This is a genomic window from Acidiplasma sp. MBA-1 (assembly GCF_000949015.1).
In the GTDB taxonomy this organism is placed as follows: Archaea; Thermoplasmatota; Thermoplasmata; order Thermoplasmatales; family Thermoplasmataceae; genus Acidiplasma; species Acidiplasma aeolicum.
Map to the genome: position 1 here is coordinate 451,576 of NZ_JYHS01000001.1, position 14,512 is coordinate 466,087.

Annotated in this window: 18 protein-coding genes; 8 read left to right on the top strand and 10 right to left on the bottom strand. The window is 35.4% G+C overall.

From position 1 onward, the window contains the following. Positions 1 to 16: 16 nt before the first annotated feature. The gene (locus TZ01_RS02300) at positions 17 to 490 is read right to left on the bottom strand and encodes a hypothetical protein (protein WP_231563400.1); all 474 of its coding nucleotides are present in this window, start codon (positions 488 to 490) and stop codon (positions 17 to 19) included. Positions 491 to 586: 96 nt separating this feature from the next. Here TZ01_RS02300 and TZ01_RS02305 point away from each other — a divergent pair, with 96 nt between their 5' ends. Continuing rightward, on the top strand, positions 587 to 1,534 hold the full coding sequence (locus tag TZ01_RS02305) for a hypothetical protein (RefSeq protein WP_048101166.1): 948 nt from the start codon (positions 587 to 589) through the stop codon (positions 1,532 to 1,534). On the opposite strand, the gene TZ01_RS02310 is transcribed toward TZ01_RS02305, so the two are convergent. The 4 genes from TZ01_RS02310 to TZ01_RS02320 are packed head-to-tail and all read right to left on the bottom strand — an operon-like array spanning position 1,529 to position 4,738. Continuing rightward, entirely contained in the window at positions 1,529 to 1,978 is a 450-nt protein-coding gene (locus tag TZ01_RS02310) for a YbhB/YbcL family Raf kinase inhibitor-like protein (protein ID WP_048101167.1), read from the bottom strand. The genes TZ01_RS02305 and TZ01_RS02310 overlap by 6 nt on opposite strands. A gap of 22 nt (positions 1,979 to 2,000) precedes the next feature. Beyond that, on the bottom strand, positions 2,001 to 4,022 hold the full coding sequence (locus TZ01_RS02315) for a heavy metal translocating P-type ATPase (RefSeq protein WP_048101168.1): 2,022 nt from the start codon (positions 4,020 to 4,022) through the stop codon (positions 2,001 to 2,003). A 5-nt stretch (positions 4,023 to 4,027) separates the two neighbouring features. Beyond that, a complete protein-coding gene (locus TZ01_RS09375) occupies positions 4,028 to 4,165 on the bottom strand; it encodes a YHS domain-containing protein (protein WP_082180421.1) in 138 nt (45 codons plus the stop codon). Positions 4,166 to 4,219: 54 nt separating this feature from the next. Continuing rightward, positions 4,220 to 4,738, bottom strand: a complete 519-nt coding sequence (locus tag TZ01_RS02320) for a TRASH domain-containing protein (RefSeq protein ID WP_048101169.1) — start codon at positions 4,736 to 4,738, stop codon at positions 4,220 to 4,222. 122 nt (positions 4,739 to 4,860) lie between these two features. Between TZ01_RS02320 and TZ01_RS02325 the strand changes: the two genes are divergently transcribed. Beyond that, positions 4,861 to 5,187 carry a hypothetical protein gene (locus tag TZ01_RS02325; protein WP_048101170.1) on the top strand — a complete coding sequence of 109 codons (327 nt, stop codon included), beginning with the start codon at positions 4,861 to 4,863 and terminating at the stop codon, positions 5,185 to 5,187. On the opposite strand, the gene TZ01_RS02330 is transcribed toward TZ01_RS02325, so the two are convergent. Then, positions 5,167 to 5,991 (bottom strand): twin-arginine translocase subunit TatC, encoded by an 825-nt coding sequence (locus tag TZ01_RS02330; protein WP_048101171.1) that lies wholly within the window; start codon positions 5,989 to 5,991, stop codon positions 5,167 to 5,169. The two genes, TZ01_RS02325 and TZ01_RS02330, sit on opposite strands and share 21 nt — an antisense overlap. Position 5,992: 1 nt before the next feature. Further along, positions 5,993 to 6,304: a twin-arginine translocase TatA/TatE family subunit gene (locus TZ01_RS02335; RefSeq protein ID WP_048101172.1), complete on the bottom strand. Its 312-nt coding sequence runs from the start codon at positions 6,302 to 6,304 to the stop codon at positions 5,993 to 5,995. Positions 6,305 to 6,644: 340 nt separating this feature from the next. Here TZ01_RS02335 and TZ01_RS02340 point away from each other — a divergent pair, with 340 nt between their 5' ends. From TZ01_RS02340 to TZ01_RS02355, 5 genes are read left to right on the top strand one after another with little or no spacing between them, the layout of a single operon-like run. Further along, positions 6,645 to 7,694 (top strand): twin-arginine translocation signal domain-containing protein, encoded by a 1,050-nt coding sequence (locus tag TZ01_RS02340; protein ID WP_048101173.1) that lies wholly within the window; start codon positions 6,645 to 6,647, stop codon positions 7,692 to 7,694. Positions 7,695 to 7,708: 14 nt separating this feature from the next. After that, entirely contained in the window at positions 7,709 to 8,908 is a 1,200-nt protein-coding gene (locus TZ01_RS02345; RefSeq protein ID WP_048101174.1) for a cytochrome bc complex cytochrome b subunit, read from the top strand. Next, a complete protein-coding gene (locus TZ01_RS09520) occupies positions 8,898 to 9,092 on the top strand; it encodes a hypothetical protein (RefSeq protein WP_054963799.1) in 195 nt (64 codons plus the stop codon). Before TZ01_RS02345 ends, TZ01_RS09520 begins: the two co-directional genes overlap by 11 nt. Before the next feature lies 1 nt (position 9,093). Then, positions 9,094 to 9,432, top strand: a complete 339-nt coding sequence (locus TZ01_RS02350; RefSeq protein WP_048101175.1) for a hypothetical protein — start codon at positions 9,094 to 9,096, stop codon at positions 9,430 to 9,432. Next, positions 9,429 to 9,662, top strand: a complete 234-nt coding sequence (locus TZ01_RS02355) for a hypothetical protein (protein WP_048101176.1) — start codon at positions 9,429 to 9,431, stop codon at positions 9,660 to 9,662. The genes TZ01_RS02350 and TZ01_RS02355 overlap by 4 nt, the downstream gene beginning before the upstream one ends. Before the next feature lie 42 nt (positions 9,663 to 9,704). Here the strand turns inward: TZ01_RS02355 and proC are convergent, their stop codons facing one another. Next, entirely contained in the window at positions 9,705 to 10,493 is a 789-nt protein-coding gene (proC, locus tag TZ01_RS02360) for a pyrroline-5-carboxylate reductase (protein ID WP_048101177.1), read from the bottom strand. A gap of 148 nt (positions 10,494 to 10,641) precedes the next feature. Between proC and TZ01_RS02365 the strand changes: the two genes are divergently transcribed. Next, a complete protein-coding gene (locus tag TZ01_RS02365) occupies positions 10,642 to 11,022 on the top strand; it encodes a hypothetical protein (protein WP_048101178.1) in 381 nt (126 codons plus the stop codon). A gap of 28 nt (positions 11,023 to 11,050) precedes the next feature. On the opposite strand, the gene TZ01_RS02370 is transcribed toward TZ01_RS02365, so the two are convergent. Continuing rightward, on the bottom strand, positions 11,051 to 12,031 hold the full coding sequence (locus tag TZ01_RS02370; RefSeq protein ID WP_048101179.1) for a homoserine dehydrogenase: 981 nt from the start codon (positions 12,029 to 12,031) through the stop codon (positions 11,051 to 11,053). Positions 12,032 to 12,135: 104 nt separating this feature from the next. Continuing rightward, positions 12,136 to 14,508 carry a DNA gyrase subunit A gene (gene gyrA, locus TZ01_RS02375; protein WP_048101180.1) on the bottom strand — a complete coding sequence of 791 codons (2,373 nt, stop codon included), beginning with the start codon at positions 14,506 to 14,508 and terminating at the stop codon, positions 12,136 to 12,138. Positions 14,509 to 14,512 lie beyond the last annotated feature (4 nt).

Genomic DNA, 14,512 nt, shown 5'->3' on the forward strand with positions numbered 1-14,512 from the left:
TTATAATTTATATCGCTTATTTGTGAAAATATTTTTTATTTATTAATCCCAGAAATATTCCCCAGACCATGCCAAAAAATATATGCATGGAATAATAAAACAGTGTGGATGCCTTATGATAATTTTCATAAACATATAGATGCAATAAAAATATATTTACCGGAAGGCTGAAAAGAATAAGTATTAAAAATCCGGCCAGCAAACCTATTAAAAATCCTTTGCGACTGTTAAAAATATTAAATGGTTTAATATAAAACGATATTAACGCTGCAAAAAACCCAACAACTGTGCCAACTAGAAAATGCATTAATAATCCAGATACCTGGGCTGTGATACCATAAAAATGGAAGAGTTTAATTCCTATATCGGTAAACTGTATTCCGATACTAATTCCAGATAATGCATCAAAAATATAAAATGCAGAGGCCTCGAAAATTGCGGCTATGAATCCTGAAACCAAACCAAATAGCAGGTAATTTCTAACTCCCATTTTTAGATATAATTGCATCATTGCTTAAACATATTATGCATAAAAATTTAAAATCATCTTCAATAAAAATATATATGCCATTGGTAATATCAGATAATGGCGTTTGATACAGGTTTATGGCTGGATTCACATCATGCAGGGTATAATTTAAGCAACAGCGGCATGTCCGGTGTTCTTGACATAAAGAAATATTTTAACATCAATGACCATTATACGGAAAAGGATTTTATAAATGAAATAGCCAGCTTGCATGATGTTGACCCTGATAGAATAGTTATTACGCATGGTGCAACAGAGGCCTTTGGATTAATAATGCTTGATTTAATGAGAAAGGGTTTTAAAACCTGTAATGTAAATGTTCCAGAATATGAATTAATATATAAAACACCTGAAATTTATGGTTATAAAAAGGGTGAAGATGGGATATATGCATTAAGCCTTCCAAACAATCCAACAGGTACCATGCCTGAATTAAAAGGCGGTTATAAAACTGCCGTTATAGATGAAACATTTTATGAATTTTATTCTGACCTGAATAAATTTAGGCATGACTCAGGATATTTAATAAATACATTTACAAAGTTTTATGCCGGGGATGACCTTAAGCTTGGTTACATTATTGCCCCTGATAGGCAATCAGCACTTGACATATATGGTTATAAGGGCCTTGTGGTGGAGAATGTTTCATATATAAATGTGTCTGCAGGCGTTAAGATCTTGAGGGATCATGATAAAATTGCATCATTTGTCAGGGGTATTGTAAGTTCAAATCACAGGATATTAATTAATAACATGGGGAAATTAAAATTCTATAAAAATATAAAGCCACTAAATGTTCCAGTATCCTTCGTTGATTATTCAGAATATACAAAAATGGATTCAGATAAATTAAGCGATATCCTTGCGAAAAATGGGGTTAGTGCTGTTCCCGCAAGATTATTTGGAGTTACTGGAACATATCTAAGGGTATGCATTACAAGACCAGATTTCCCTGAGGCATTTGATAAATTAAAGGAGATTCTTGAAAATATTGAAAAATTATAATCTTTCATATACACCCATATATGTTGTCTTCTCCTTATTTTTTACAGTATTATATGCCTCAGCCACAGAGATTTTGTCCCTGTCTATTCTTTTATCCTGCACATAAAGGTTGAAAAAATATCTGTGCGGGCCATTGCCCTTTGGTGGGCATGGTCCTCCATAACCAGTTTTTCCAAAATCGTTTTTACCCTGATAAAACCCATCCTCGGTTATTGAATTTTTATCAATATCCTCATGCAGTATATTCACAGATGCCGGTATATTGTATATTATCCAGTGGGTAAATAGTCCCACAGGAGCATCAGGGTCATTCATAATAATCATATAATGCTTCCCCTCCGGTATACCTGAAACATGTATTTCCGGGGATATGTCATCGCCATCACACGTAAACCTTACCGGTATCCTTTTACCATTTTCAAATGCATTTATGCCTATCTTCATGTATAAGTTAATTATTTTGTTTTTATAAACTTATTGACCTTCTAATTGATTTCTTTATTCTTAGGGAATTTAAAACAACCGTTGTGGAACTCATACCCATTGCAAGTGCTGCAAGTATTGGAAGCACAAAGTATATAGAAAGCCCGAACAGTGGAACAAGTATGCCGGCCGCAACAGGTATAAGTGCCGAGTTATATCCAATTGCCCATCCTATGTTCTGCCTTACCTTTTTAATTGTTTTTCTTCCAATGATAATCATATTATAAACGTTTTTTAGGTCATCCTTTAATAGTATAATATCACCATTTTCTTTTGTTATGTCAGAACCTGAGGACATTGATACACCAACGTCGGCAGCCTCCATTGCAATTGTATCATTTATGCCATCGCCAACGAACATTACATATTTTCCATCCCTCTGCATCTTCTTTACTATTTCTGCCTTCTGGTCTGGTTTGATATTATAATAATATTTATTGATATCAAGATCATGTGCAATGTTTACTGTATTCTCCTTGCTGTCGCCGGTTACAATTGCAACATCAATTCCATTTTTAATAAGCTTTTTAACAGCGATTTTTGCACTATCCCTTAATTTATATTCTATTTTTATTTCGGCAAGTTTTTCGTTATTGTAATTTAGCACGGTAAAATTGCCATCCCTGGTAACAGAGATTTCACGGCCATTAAAAGCACCCTTAATGCCAAATCCCGGTATCTCCTTTATATCATTAATTGTATAGGTGTCATGTGGGAGTTCCTTAATGTAATTAACAATTGCACGTGCAGCCGGATGATTCGATGCCTGTTCTATAGAAATTAACATGGAGTTGACAAGCATCTTATCGCCATAATACCTCATGTATGACACATTTGGGCTGTTATTTGTTAGGGTTCCAGTTTTATCAAAGATTACCATGTTTATGTGCGATAAACGATCCATGGAACTTGAATTTTTAATTATTATTCCATTTTCAAGTGATTCATTTGATGATATTAGCAACGTAATTGGTGCAGCAAGTCCTATGGCACATGGACACGCTATAACTATAACTGAAACAAAAACAAGGACAGATATTATTAAGGATATGGGGTCCCCCTCATGATTTAAATAAATAAACCAGAATATTGAAGAGCCAAGTGCTGCTGATATAACAACCGGAACAAAATACGATGAAAATACATCGGCAATGCGCTGAATTTTTGCCCTTCCCATTGCTGCCATCTGTATTAATGAATACAGTTTATTAACAGTTGAATTTGGGCCCACCGCGTTAACTTTTACAATTATGCTACCATTTATATTTTTTGTGCCTGAATAAACATTGTCATTTTCGTGCTTTAGTACCGGCATCTGTTCACCGGTTATCATTGATTCGTCCACCTCTGTTGTACCCTTTATTATTGTTCCGTCCACTGCAATATTCTCTCCGGGTCTTATTAGAATGGCATCCCCTGTTTTAATATTTTCATAGGCCACATCATGTACATTACCATTGCTATACATATGGACACTTTCTGGTATTAATTCCAAAAGCCTGTGGGCAGATGAGTTTGCTGCCCTCTTTGTCAGGCTTTCTATATAACCACCTGTTAGTATCAATGTGATAATAAAAACTGATGCATCATAATATGTGTATTTAACTGGAAAAACATTACCATCAAATGTAATGAATAATGAAAAAATAAATGCCGTTAATGTTCCGAGAGTTATCAGCAAATCCATGTTTCCTGATCTATTTTTAATGGCCCCATACGCACCATGATAGAAGCCAAGTCCGGAATAAAACTGTACTGGCAGTGCCAGCAAAAGCAGTATGTAATTCCTGTACGGTGATACTAGAGCATAATTTAGTATTAATATGGGAATTGAAAATGACCAGGCTACAATTAACCTAATTTTTAACGATTTTTCCTCCCTTTCTGGCTCCCTAAATTTTTCAAGACAGCCAGTTGAGCAGAAGTAATATCTTGTTCCATCCTTATCAAGATAGAGATCAGTATCCTCTGAAACGTACATCCCACAAACAGGGTCTATTGCCATTAAAATTACCTTGTATACTTTACTGGATTCTTAAGGAATTCATCCTTGCAGTGTTCACAGCAAAAGTAATAAGATTTCCCATTATATTCTGCCTCTATCTTTTTATCAACCTTCATTCCGCATACAGGATCTATATTTGCCATAATCTAATTATATATATAGAGTATAAATCGATTTATATTGCATAATGCTAAAATTTAATATTTTTCCAGTGCATTTTGTCTTTTAATAAATGTTGACTTGCATGTATCACAGCAAAAGTAATATTTTTTTCTGTTTATCTCATACGTTTTTGGAATGGATACTATTTTGCCACCGCAGAAATCGCAGTAAAGATCAATATTAAAATTTTCAGACCCCCTCTCTCTATGCCTGGCAATATGTATTTCATCATAATTCAGGTTATTTAAAAAATTTGAATCCGATGAAATGACCATATATTTTCCATTGGTTAGCTCAAAATATTCTGTTAATAATTCCTTTTTTATGCCGTCAAGGCTTTTCACAATGGCAATAATATAATTGCTTTCTGTATTCTGTTTTATATTTACAGTGTAGTTTTCTATCACACTATTTTCCAGTTTTTTTATTATTAATGCAACAGTATTTCTGCTTAAATTTAAATTCCTTGATATTTCTGAAATATTCTGTCTTGAATTTTTAATCAACTCCCTGAGAATTCTCGACTCATTTATTGTAAGATTTTTTGATTCCATGACATATAATTAATTATAATGTATATATTTTTGCCCTATATTGTGCACAATGCATTAAAATATTTGGTACAACACTTCAATATAAATAAAAATGTATTTATAATGTAAAAATATGCTAATATATGTTTGAGTATGATGCAGGAAACGGCAAAATAATGGTAAGTGAGGGTATTAAAAAAATTTTACAGAATAATGTGTTATTATTAAAAATTACACTTGAACAGGGACCATGCACTGACAATATGTGCCAGCTTATAAAAAAACCATCATATGAAATAAATAGTGATTTTAAGTACAAGGATTCGTTTAAAATAGATAAGGATATAAAAATAGAGATTCCTAAGGATATTTATAACTCAATAAGTCATGAAAGGGACAGAGTTGTTATAAAGGATGGAATATCTGGAAAAATTGTAATTAGGGGTCTTTCACTGGTCGGCACTGCCTGATGGATTTTCCGAGCTCTCAAATTTCTTTTCAGCCTTTTCTGCGAAGTATATTCCACCAAAATATAGTGCAATCATTGGTATTGCTATGATTACCATTGTAAATCCTGTTACCCCTGGAGAAAATATCATACCATAAACCAAAGCTCCTATGACAGCATATCTCCAGTTTTCCCTCCAGGTTTTTGCTGTAACTATTCCAAACCTGCTTAAACCTGTCATAAAAACAGGTATCTCAAAGGATAATCCAAAGGCAATTATGTACATGAATAAAAATGATGTAAAGCTTGAAACACTTACTGTTGGCGATGCACCAAGGCCAACATCAAATGCGGTAAATATTCTGAAGAGTTCAGGTGCAATGAAATACACACCAACAAATGCACCTGCGAAAAATAATAATGATGCAGGAATTATTATGGATTTTAAAAGGGCAACCTCGCTTTCCTTTAATGCGGGGGTTACAAATTTAGCCACATGATAAATAATGACCGGCATTGATATCATAACTGCAAGTGCAATACATGTGTAAAAATCAGCCATCACACCATCCACCGGCTTTATTATAAGCAGCTTTGTACCGCTTGGAAGTATATGGTCACGTAACAGTAATAGGGCCTGTGCACCAATATTGTCATACGGATCAGGATATATGAAAAGGAATCTGTGGCCCAAAAAAATTATATATTTTACCTGAAATACCACAAAAATTACAAAAAATACGCCAAAAACAGCAAGGATTCTTATTAACCTATATCTTATCTCATCGGAATATTTTAAGAAATACTGAATTAACTCGTTGTCCATATTAATTTGTCTTTGTTTCGGGTGTTCTGTTTAATTTCTCATTTATCTCTTTTATTATCTGGTCTATTGTCTTATTGTTTGTGTCTATGTTAAGGTCCTGTGCAATTTTCATGTAGTCAACCTGGCCCTCGGGCTTTGGTGCAGAGGAATTCATGCTATTTTTTAATTCGTTTTCTATCTCCATCTGTCCTCTTTTATATTCCCCTGTGGCCTTTCCAAGATTTCTGGCCATTTCAGGTATCTTTTTTGTGCCGCCGAAAATGATAAGGGCAACAACTATAATTATCAACCAATCCATTGGTGCATCAAACATTAATGATCACTAATACTGTATTTAATGGATAATATTTAAATATTTCTAAACGCCAAAACCATTAAAAATGCCTGATTTTATTGATTTTCAAAAATATTTTTTATTCATTTTTATTTAAAATACCGTGAAAAACATGATGAAAATTCTGTGATGTACTACATATAAAAATTATATAATGATATTAAAATTATATAGAAAAAGTAAAAGTTAAGAGCAAATACAGGTAATAATAAGAAGGAAATAAATATAATAAGATGAAAAACGTAATTTTTATTTTATATATTGATAATTTGATTTTTTTAATGACAAAATATTTATATAAACAATAATTAAACTGATTATGAACAAAGGTAATAATGCAGTTCCAGAGCCTGAAAGAAGGGCCTTTCTTAAAGGTGCCGGTCTCTCAGTGGCCGCGCTTCTTGTTGGTGGGCTTTCCTTTGAGAGATATGTTGTTCCAAAGGACCGTGGAATTCCTGTGATGGATAATTATCCACTTGCCATACTCGAGGACCCGCAGGGAAATCCAATTACGGTTGCGGATGTTGAACAGTACGCCGTGTCTTCCACGGCAACCAGTGCAAATATTTTGGTTTTTAATTATCCACTTCAGGATGAGCCGACATTTCTGATAGCCATTAAGGGTGTTAAAATAACAACACCTGAGGATAGCATAGTGCCCACAAGCGGTTTTGCCCCAGTGTCCCCATCCTCAAAGGCTCCAATGACAGGGGTTATTTATGATCCTTTTAATGATATATCTATAATAGCATTAAGTGGGATATGCCAGCACCTTGGGTGTGTGCCACCATTTCTTGATTATCATCCAGGGAAAAGCATACCATTTGAGGCCCAGCTTGTTGGATATAAGACCAACGGCACTGGTGTTTTTGAGTGGCCAACCAATGGCCTTATATATTGCAAATGCCATGGAAGCCAGTACAACCCTGTATGGGGTGGCAGCAATTTATATAACAATGGAGCAGCACCAAGTCCGGCAAACCACTCATTACCGCAGATAATGCTTGCCACAAATAACAGCCCTGATTCTTCTCTTGACGACCCTTCTACATTTACCGGTAGTTATATTTTTGCCTACGGTATAAATTCCAAAAATGCTGTGATAAGGACACACCTGCAGTATCCCGGAGGCCAGACCTATGGCCCGCAGGTTAAAAAGGAAAACCTAACAGGCGGAACCGCAATACCAACGTCAACACAATCAATTCCCAGCACAATTTATACATACAAGGATACACCTTCAAATATTGAGACCGGTGCTCCAAGCAGCTTTGATGTAAATCAGGTAAATGGCTCTGTGGTTTTATATAAAACAGTGGTTGTAAGCAATTCCGGACCATGGAAGGGTAATTTCCACAGGCTTCCATAAAGGGTGAGTAAAAAATGGAAAAAGCTGAATATGAAAAAAATGAGTATGATTTAACGAAAATAATGGAAGAAGAAAAAGATCTGCCGGAAGGTACATATAAAATAGGATTCAGGTCAGTTACAACCAAAGGTTACAGAATAGATGAGTGGACTGGTGCATGGGTTGCAACGGCTTTAATATATCAGATAGTAACAGGAATTATTATATTCTTTTATTACAGCCAGGTTGACCCCTACAGGGCAACAGAATACATAATAGATGATGTTCCGTTTGGCCATATTATATTAACATCACATCTGTACATGGCATATGCAATGATCGGCCTTGTGTATTTCCATATGATGAGGCAGTGGCTTGTCGGGTCATACCGTGGAAAATGGAGATGGCTTCAGTGGATTCTCGGTGTCGTTTTATTTTTGCTCACAATACTTACTGCCATACTCGGTTATATGCTGGCAAACACTGCAATAGCAATGGCAGCCCTGCATATAGGATTGCTGTTCATGCAGAGAAGTGTTCTTGGCAGAATACTCCCTGGTGCATTTATAAACTGGCTTGAGGGAATACTTGTTGGTAATTATACAACCACAGCCACATTCTCACATCTATTGGCATTACACGTTGCAGTTTTTTCCACGCTAATGCTTGCAATATTCGCGGTGCATTTCATGCTCTTTGAAAGGTCCGGCCTTGCAAATGACGATAAAACAGAAAAGGGAAAAATGATACCATGGTACCCAACAAATCTTTTATATGCAGTATTCTCTGCAATAATAATCATAGGTGTAATCATAATATTCGCAGCTGCATTCCCGCAGAAACTAACGCTTGGATATGGTTCACTGGCATACGGCACCTTCCCTGTGCCTGACTGGTACATTACACCTGTATATAAGCTAATGGATGTCGCAGGTTACGGGCTAAGCACCGGTGGTGTACCATTAATTATTGGCATACTAATATTCATACTGATAATACCATTCATAGACAGGTACCATAAAAAAGGTGTCCTTGAAAGGCCATGGATAACAGCATTCGGTGTCTATTTAGTTTTAGGACTTGCAGTTATGACAATATGGGGATACTCACAGCCAGGTCTTACCCAGACAAGGCTTCTAACAGAATACCTGTGGTGGTCACTAACATTGATTTCATTCCTGCCAGTATACGCCATGAGATTTGCAAAGAAGGACGGTGATGCAAATGCAAACTAAGAACATAATTTATTTAATTGGTGTAATCCAGCTTGTGGTCGTTGATCCTCTAATGTGGTATTTCACGCAGGTGAAGCCATACGCATATGAGAGGTACTGGGCCATAACGCTGGTAATAAATTTATTTTTGTTCGCTGCCATAATATTTATGATAATGCAGAGAACCATAAAGGAGAGGGTGTAAAATGGATAAAAAATCATTATATTTATATTATTATGCGATGATTGCCTACTGGATTGGAAGTGTGCCATTTGTGCTTTATGCTATACTGATAAAGCCTGTGGGAAAACTTTACCATGAACAGCCTTACACCATGATATCGCCCGTATTTGGCAATTTCGGTGTATATGAGGAGGGACTTCTGGTAATAGCCCTGGTATTCATCTTCATATCCATTATACTTCTGGGTATATCCATAGCCCATAATAAATCAACCAATGGAAAGATATCAAGAAGGACAATTATAACGCCGATACTGCTTTACATATTTACCTTTGCGGCTTTAGGGGGTGCAATATTATGACGGAATCACCAATGGAATGGTTTAAAAAGATGAAAAAGAGATCAAAATACCTGATGTACACTGGGATAGTATTTCTTATAATTTCAATTCCGACATTTCTGGACTATGACATGTTCCCAAGAATCAATGCCAATGATGGCCCTCATCAGATTGGCAGCTGGGTATCCTTCTTCTTTACCTTTGTGGGCTTTATACTCCTAATACTTGCCTTTGGTGAGGAGGATTTATAACCCAAAAAAATTTTTATTTAAAAATTTTTATTAAATTTATTTTTATTTATAATTTTTTGAAAAATCCTCAGATTTTTTATATGCACCCTCAACAGCATCCGCTATGGCGGTTCTTATGTTTCCTTTTTCAAGATAATAAAGGCCAGCAACGGTTGTCCCTCCTGGTGTCATTACCTCATCCCTTAAGTCTGAAGGTGAAATTTTTAATTCCCTGATCAGACTTGCCGTTCCAATAAATGTTTCCAGTGTAAGATATTTAGCAGTATCCTTTGGAATGCCAAGCCTGACTCCAGCAGATATCATTGCATCTATCATTACAGAGATAAAACCAGGGCCACTGCCACTCAAACCTGTTACTGCATCTATATAATCTTCCTTAATTTCAACAGGTGTGCCAAAGGACGATAATATTTCAAGTACTATTTTTTTATTTTCATCATCTAAATTATAATAGCAAAAGGCATTTACTGATTTCTGGACAAGCATGGGAATGTTTGGCATAACTCTGATAACAGGCGATTTATCTAGATATTTATTTATTAAATTAATGGTTATTCCTGCCATAACTGAAATTATAACCTTGCCATTTGCCACATCTTTAATTTCCTCCAGAATTTTTACCGCATTTGATGGTTTTACTGATAATATTATAATATCCCCATTTTTCGCATTTTCATAATTGGATTGAAAAATATTATATCTGCCGTTATTCCATGATTTTAGCCTTTCATATGATCCAGAGCTAAGAAAAATCTCATAATTTTTTAATTTTGCAACTCCAGTTACTATTGATCTACCAACTGTGCCGACACCTATAATTGAAACTTTCATAACTTATAATTGTTATAAAATATATTATTTTGATGATTTTTAACAGGCATTTTTATTAAATAATAGCATTAAATATTTCAGGATAAAGATAATAATTTTAATATAAATATGACAAAGTCTTAAATAATAACATTATGATATCCCCTTAATGATTATATTTAGCCTGATACTTGCATTAATAGCGGTCTTAATAATGATAGTAATAATATCCATTCCAATGTATATAGCCTCAAAAATAGTGGCCAGGAGATCCACCGCGACACTGGGCAATGCGGTTATTTCAACAATTATGACAGCAATTATAATAATAGTGGTTTATGCAGGACTTCGCCTTTTATTCTTTCCAATTCCCATTCTTGGGACCTTGCTTGCCTTTCTAATAACATTTATTATTCTTTTATATGTTTATTCGCAGATTTATAGAATAAGCATGGAGAGGGGACTGCTTTTGGTAATAATGCAGGTATTTATATGGTTTGTGCTATTATTTATAACAGGTGTATTCGCTGCAATGGCTGCGGCAATTTAGATTGCCTTTTTTAATCAATATAAAAAATTTATATTATGAGAAGGTCATTAACAACCTGCGCCGCCGTTTCAAGCGGGCCGTCATGCTTTTCAAAGATTGTTATATCATCATTGTTATCTGTTTTTTCCAGATACCCCATTGACAATGAATCCAGGCATGCAAGTGTTTCTTTTCTGTCCAGCTCAAAAATTTTTGATTCTATTGTAATTTCATTCTCATTTTTAATATGTGATAAAACACGGTATATTTTTCCTGATTCCTTCATGTAATTAATATCTTTTAGGTTTTCAATGCCATCATATTCCACATCATTCAATGTGTAATCCTTATTTAGCAGTGCATTGGCTATTATAACCGTTTTTCTGGCACCGTCAAGGCCATTGGTATCGTCATGGTAATCGGTTTCTGCAATCCCCATGTTCTGTGCAGTTTTTACAGCATCATTAAAATCCAGGCCGGCCAGTAACTGTGATAATACAAAATTTATTGTTGAACTTACCTGACCCTTAAATTCAAGTATATTTGATGATTTTAAACAGTATGAATTTAAATTAAATAGTGGTGTGCCACCACCAACAGAAGATTCAAAAAGTATTCTTTTCTTGTTTTTATATGCACCCTCCATAATCTCCTTCCAGTGAAGTGCCAGAGGGGCCTTATTTGAGGTCACAATATTTTTGCCCGATTCAAAGGCTGATGTGTACAATTTCATTCCTGCAATTCCGTCCTTTGTGGCCGGTGACATATCAACAATAACATCTGATTCAAGTGAATAAATCTCATCGAATTTTATATTTTCTGCCAGTTCCCCAAGCTGGTTCCTTTGCTTGTACATTAGAACCTTTTCCAGATCGAGACCATTTTTATCATATACTGTATTTTTTGAATCAGATACAGAGATAACCTCAATGCTTTTGCCATACCTTTCCATAAATAATTTTTTGTTTTCATTTAAAATACCAAGAACTGCCTTTCCAATATGGCCAAGACCTATAATAGAAACTTTCATTGGTGGTTATTGTAACTAATTTTATAAATATTTCTGGTTTATTTTTTATAAAGATGGTAAAATGCACAATTAAAAGGTTAATAATAAATTTATTAAAATATAAATTATAGAACAGATGCGGCTATGACTGAGTCATCATCATCCAGATTTATTAATCTTACACCTGATGTAACCCTTGATAGTATTCTAATTTCATCCGCACTAATTCTTATTGTTTTGCTCTTCTTTGTTATAATTAATATCTCATCCCCATCCCTAACAGGCAGCGCTGTAACTATAGACCCGGTACGGTCACTTTCCCTAAATATAAGATTACCACTGGATCCACGGTGATGTACTGTAAATTCAGATACCTGTGTTCTCTTGCCCATTCCATTTTCAGTAATTGTTAGTACAGTGTCATCATCGTTTACGAGAAATGCATTTATTACCTCGGCACCGTTTAACTTCATTGATTTAACGCCCCTTGATGTTCTTCCTGTGGATGAAACCTCATCACTTAAAAATATTGCAGCCTTGCTGTTTGATGCAACTATAAATATTTTGGAGGGTTTAACAAGATCTGAAACTGAAACCACCTCATCATCCCTGTCAAGATTAATGATTTTTACACCAGATTCCCGCATGTTAAGTATCTCCCTGACAGGTGTTTTTTTAATAAAACCATTTTTTGTAACTATTATAAGGAATGATTTTTTATCCTCAGGAGACCTCATTATCTGCCTTACTATCTCCCCGTCAAGCAGCTTAAGGAATGTTGAACCGGAAACCCCAACTGCCGTCCTGGATTTTTTCTCTATAGTATATGCCTTTGCACTGAGCACCCTTCCGGTGTTTGTAAAGAAATAAAGGAGGTCATGCGACATGCATGACAGTATGCTTCTCACACTATCCTCACGCCTTGTTACAGTCACAATGCCCCTGCCACCACGCTTTTGTGTATTATACTCCTCAGATGACACCCTTTTAATTAGTCCGTTATTGCTTAATATTAAAATTGACTCCTCGTTTGGAATCAGATCCTCATCATTTCTTTCAACAAGTTCACGGTCAAGTATTTTTGTCCTTCTTTTGTCCCCATAAAGCCTTTTTAGTTCAATCATTTCATTTTTTAGGACCTCCCTTCTTTTGTTCTCATTATTTATTATTTCATTTAATTTTATGATGTTCTCCCTTATTGATTTTAATTCATCCTCTATCTTCTTAATTTCAAGACCTGTTAATCTCTGCAATCTCATTTCCAGTATTGCCACAGCCTGTTTCTCTGAAAGATTTATTTCTGACATCAGCCTGTTCCGTGCCGTATCAACATTTTCGGAACCGCGAATTATTCCTATGACTTTATCTATGTTCTGAAGTGCAATGCTTAATCCAGTCAGTATGTGTTCCCTTTCCCTTAACCTATTTAAATCAAATATTGACCTTTTTTTAATTATTTCCAGCCTGAAGTTTATAAAAGTGTCTATCATTTCCTTCAGGTTCATTGTAACCGGCTGGTTATCCAAAAGCACGAGATTGTTAACTCCTATTGATGTTTCAAGCTGTGTGTGTTCCAGCAGCTGGTTTATTGTTAATTTTTTCTCATCATCGTCCTTAACCTTAATAACTATCCTTATGCCATGCCTGTCGCTTTCATCCTTAATATCCAATATATTGCTGATAACATCATTTTTAACAAGATCCGCCACATTCTGAATATAAACTGCCTTATTCACACCATATGGCAGGCTTGTGATTATTATCTTCTTTTTCTCCTCTGAAATCTCTCCCTGGCACAGGACCTTTCCGTGGCCGGTTCTGTATATGTCAAGCATGTCACTGCTTTTGTAAACAATGCCACCGCCGGGAAAATCCGGACCCTTAATAAAACCTAAAAGTTCATTAACAGAACATTGTGGATTATCAACAGAATATATAATTGCATCTGCAACCTCGTTAAAATTATGTGGTACCATGTTTGTGGCCATTCCCACCGCTATTCCAGATGTACCATTAATCAGCAGCTGTGGTATCTTTGATGGAAAATATAATGGTTCCCTTAATGAACCGTCAAAATTCGGCATGAATTCTACAGTATCCTTATCTATGTCCTGCATCATATCCTCTGCAATTCTCTGGAGCCTTGCCTCTGTATACCTCATGGCAGCCGGGGAATCGCCGTCTATTGATCCAAAGTTACCCTGCCCATCAATTAATGTGTATCTTAATGAAAAATCCTGTGCCATTCGAGCCAGTGCATCATATATTGCCATATCGCCATGTGGATGATACTTACCCATGGTTTCTCCAACAATACGTGCAGATTTTTTGAATGGTTTATCGTGGGTCACATTCAGCTCGTACATGGAATAAAGTATTCTACGCTGTACAGGCTTCAACCCATCCCTGAAATCAGGTATTGCCCTGCTGACTATGACACTCATTGCATAATCTAAATATGATGTTTTAATTTCTTCCTCTATAGGTTTTACAAGCATTTAT

Excerpts from the sequence above, each read along its gene's own strand:
- TZ01_RS02335 (WP_048101172.1), bottom strand. The coding sequence starts at position 6,304 with ATGTTTGATGCACCAATGGATTGGTTGATAATTATAGTTGTTGCCCTT.
- gyrA (WP_048101180.1), bottom strand. The coding sequence starts at position 14,508 with ATGCTTGTAAAACCTATAGAGGAAGAAATTAAAACATCATATTTAGAT.
- TZ01_RS02350 (WP_048101175.1), top strand. The coding sequence starts at position 9,094 with ATGGATAAAAAATCATTATATTTATATTATTATGCGATGATTGCCTAC.
- TZ01_RS02300 (WP_231563400.1), bottom strand. The coding sequence starts at position 490 with ATGGGAGTTAGAAATTACCTGCTATTTGGTTTGGTTTCAGGATTCATA.
- TZ01_RS02325 (WP_048101170.1), top strand. The coding sequence starts at position 4,861 with ATGTTTGAGTATGATGCAGGAAACGGCAAAATAATGGTAAGTGAGGGT.
- TZ01_RS09375 (WP_082180421.1), bottom strand. The coding sequence starts at position 4,165 with ATGGCAAATATAGATCCTGTATGCGGAATGAAGGTTGATAAAAAGATA.
- proC (WP_048101177.1), bottom strand. The coding sequence starts at position 10,493 with ATGAAAGTTTCAATTATAGGTGTCGGCACAGTTGGTAGATCAATAGTA.
- TZ01_RS02365 (WP_048101178.1), top strand. The coding sequence starts at position 10,642 with ATGATTATATTTAGCCTGATACTTGCATTAATAGCGGTCTTAATAATG.
- TZ01_RS02340 (WP_048101173.1), top strand. The coding sequence starts at position 6,645 with ATGAACAAAGGTAATAATGCAGTTCCAGAGCCTGAAAGAAGGGCCTTT.
- TZ01_RS02310 (WP_048101167.1), bottom strand. The coding sequence starts at position 1,978 with ATGAAGATAGGCATAAATGCATTTGAAAATGGTAAAAGGATACCGGTA.
- TZ01_RS02370 (WP_048101179.1), bottom strand. The coding sequence starts at position 12,031 with ATGAAAGTTTCTATTATAGGTCTTGGCCATATTGGAAAGGCAGTTCTT.
- TZ01_RS09520 (WP_054963799.1), top strand. The coding sequence starts at position 8,898 with ATGCAAACTAAGAACATAATTTATTTAATTGGTGTAATCCAGCTTGTG.
- TZ01_RS02355 (WP_048101176.1), top strand. The coding sequence starts at position 9,429 with ATGACGGAATCACCAATGGAATGGTTTAAAAAGATGAAAAAGAGATCA.
- TZ01_RS02330 (WP_048101171.1), bottom strand. The coding sequence starts at position 5,991 with ATGGACAACGAGTTAATTCAGTATTTCTTAAAATATTCCGATGAGATA.
- TZ01_RS02320 (WP_048101169.1), bottom strand. The coding sequence starts at position 4,738 with ATGGAATCAAAAAATCTTACAATAAATGAGTCGAGAATTCTCAGGGAG.
- TZ01_RS02305 (WP_048101166.1), top strand. The coding sequence starts at position 587 with ATGGCGTTTGATACAGGTTTATGGCTGGATTCACATCATGCAGGGTAT.
- TZ01_RS02315 (WP_048101168.1), bottom strand. The coding sequence starts at position 4,022 with ATGGCAATAGACCCTGTTTGTGGGATGTACGTTTCAGAGGATACTGAT.
- TZ01_RS02345 (WP_048101174.1), top strand. The coding sequence starts at position 7,709 with ATGGAAAAAGCTGAATATGAAAAAAATGAGTATGATTTAACGAAAATA.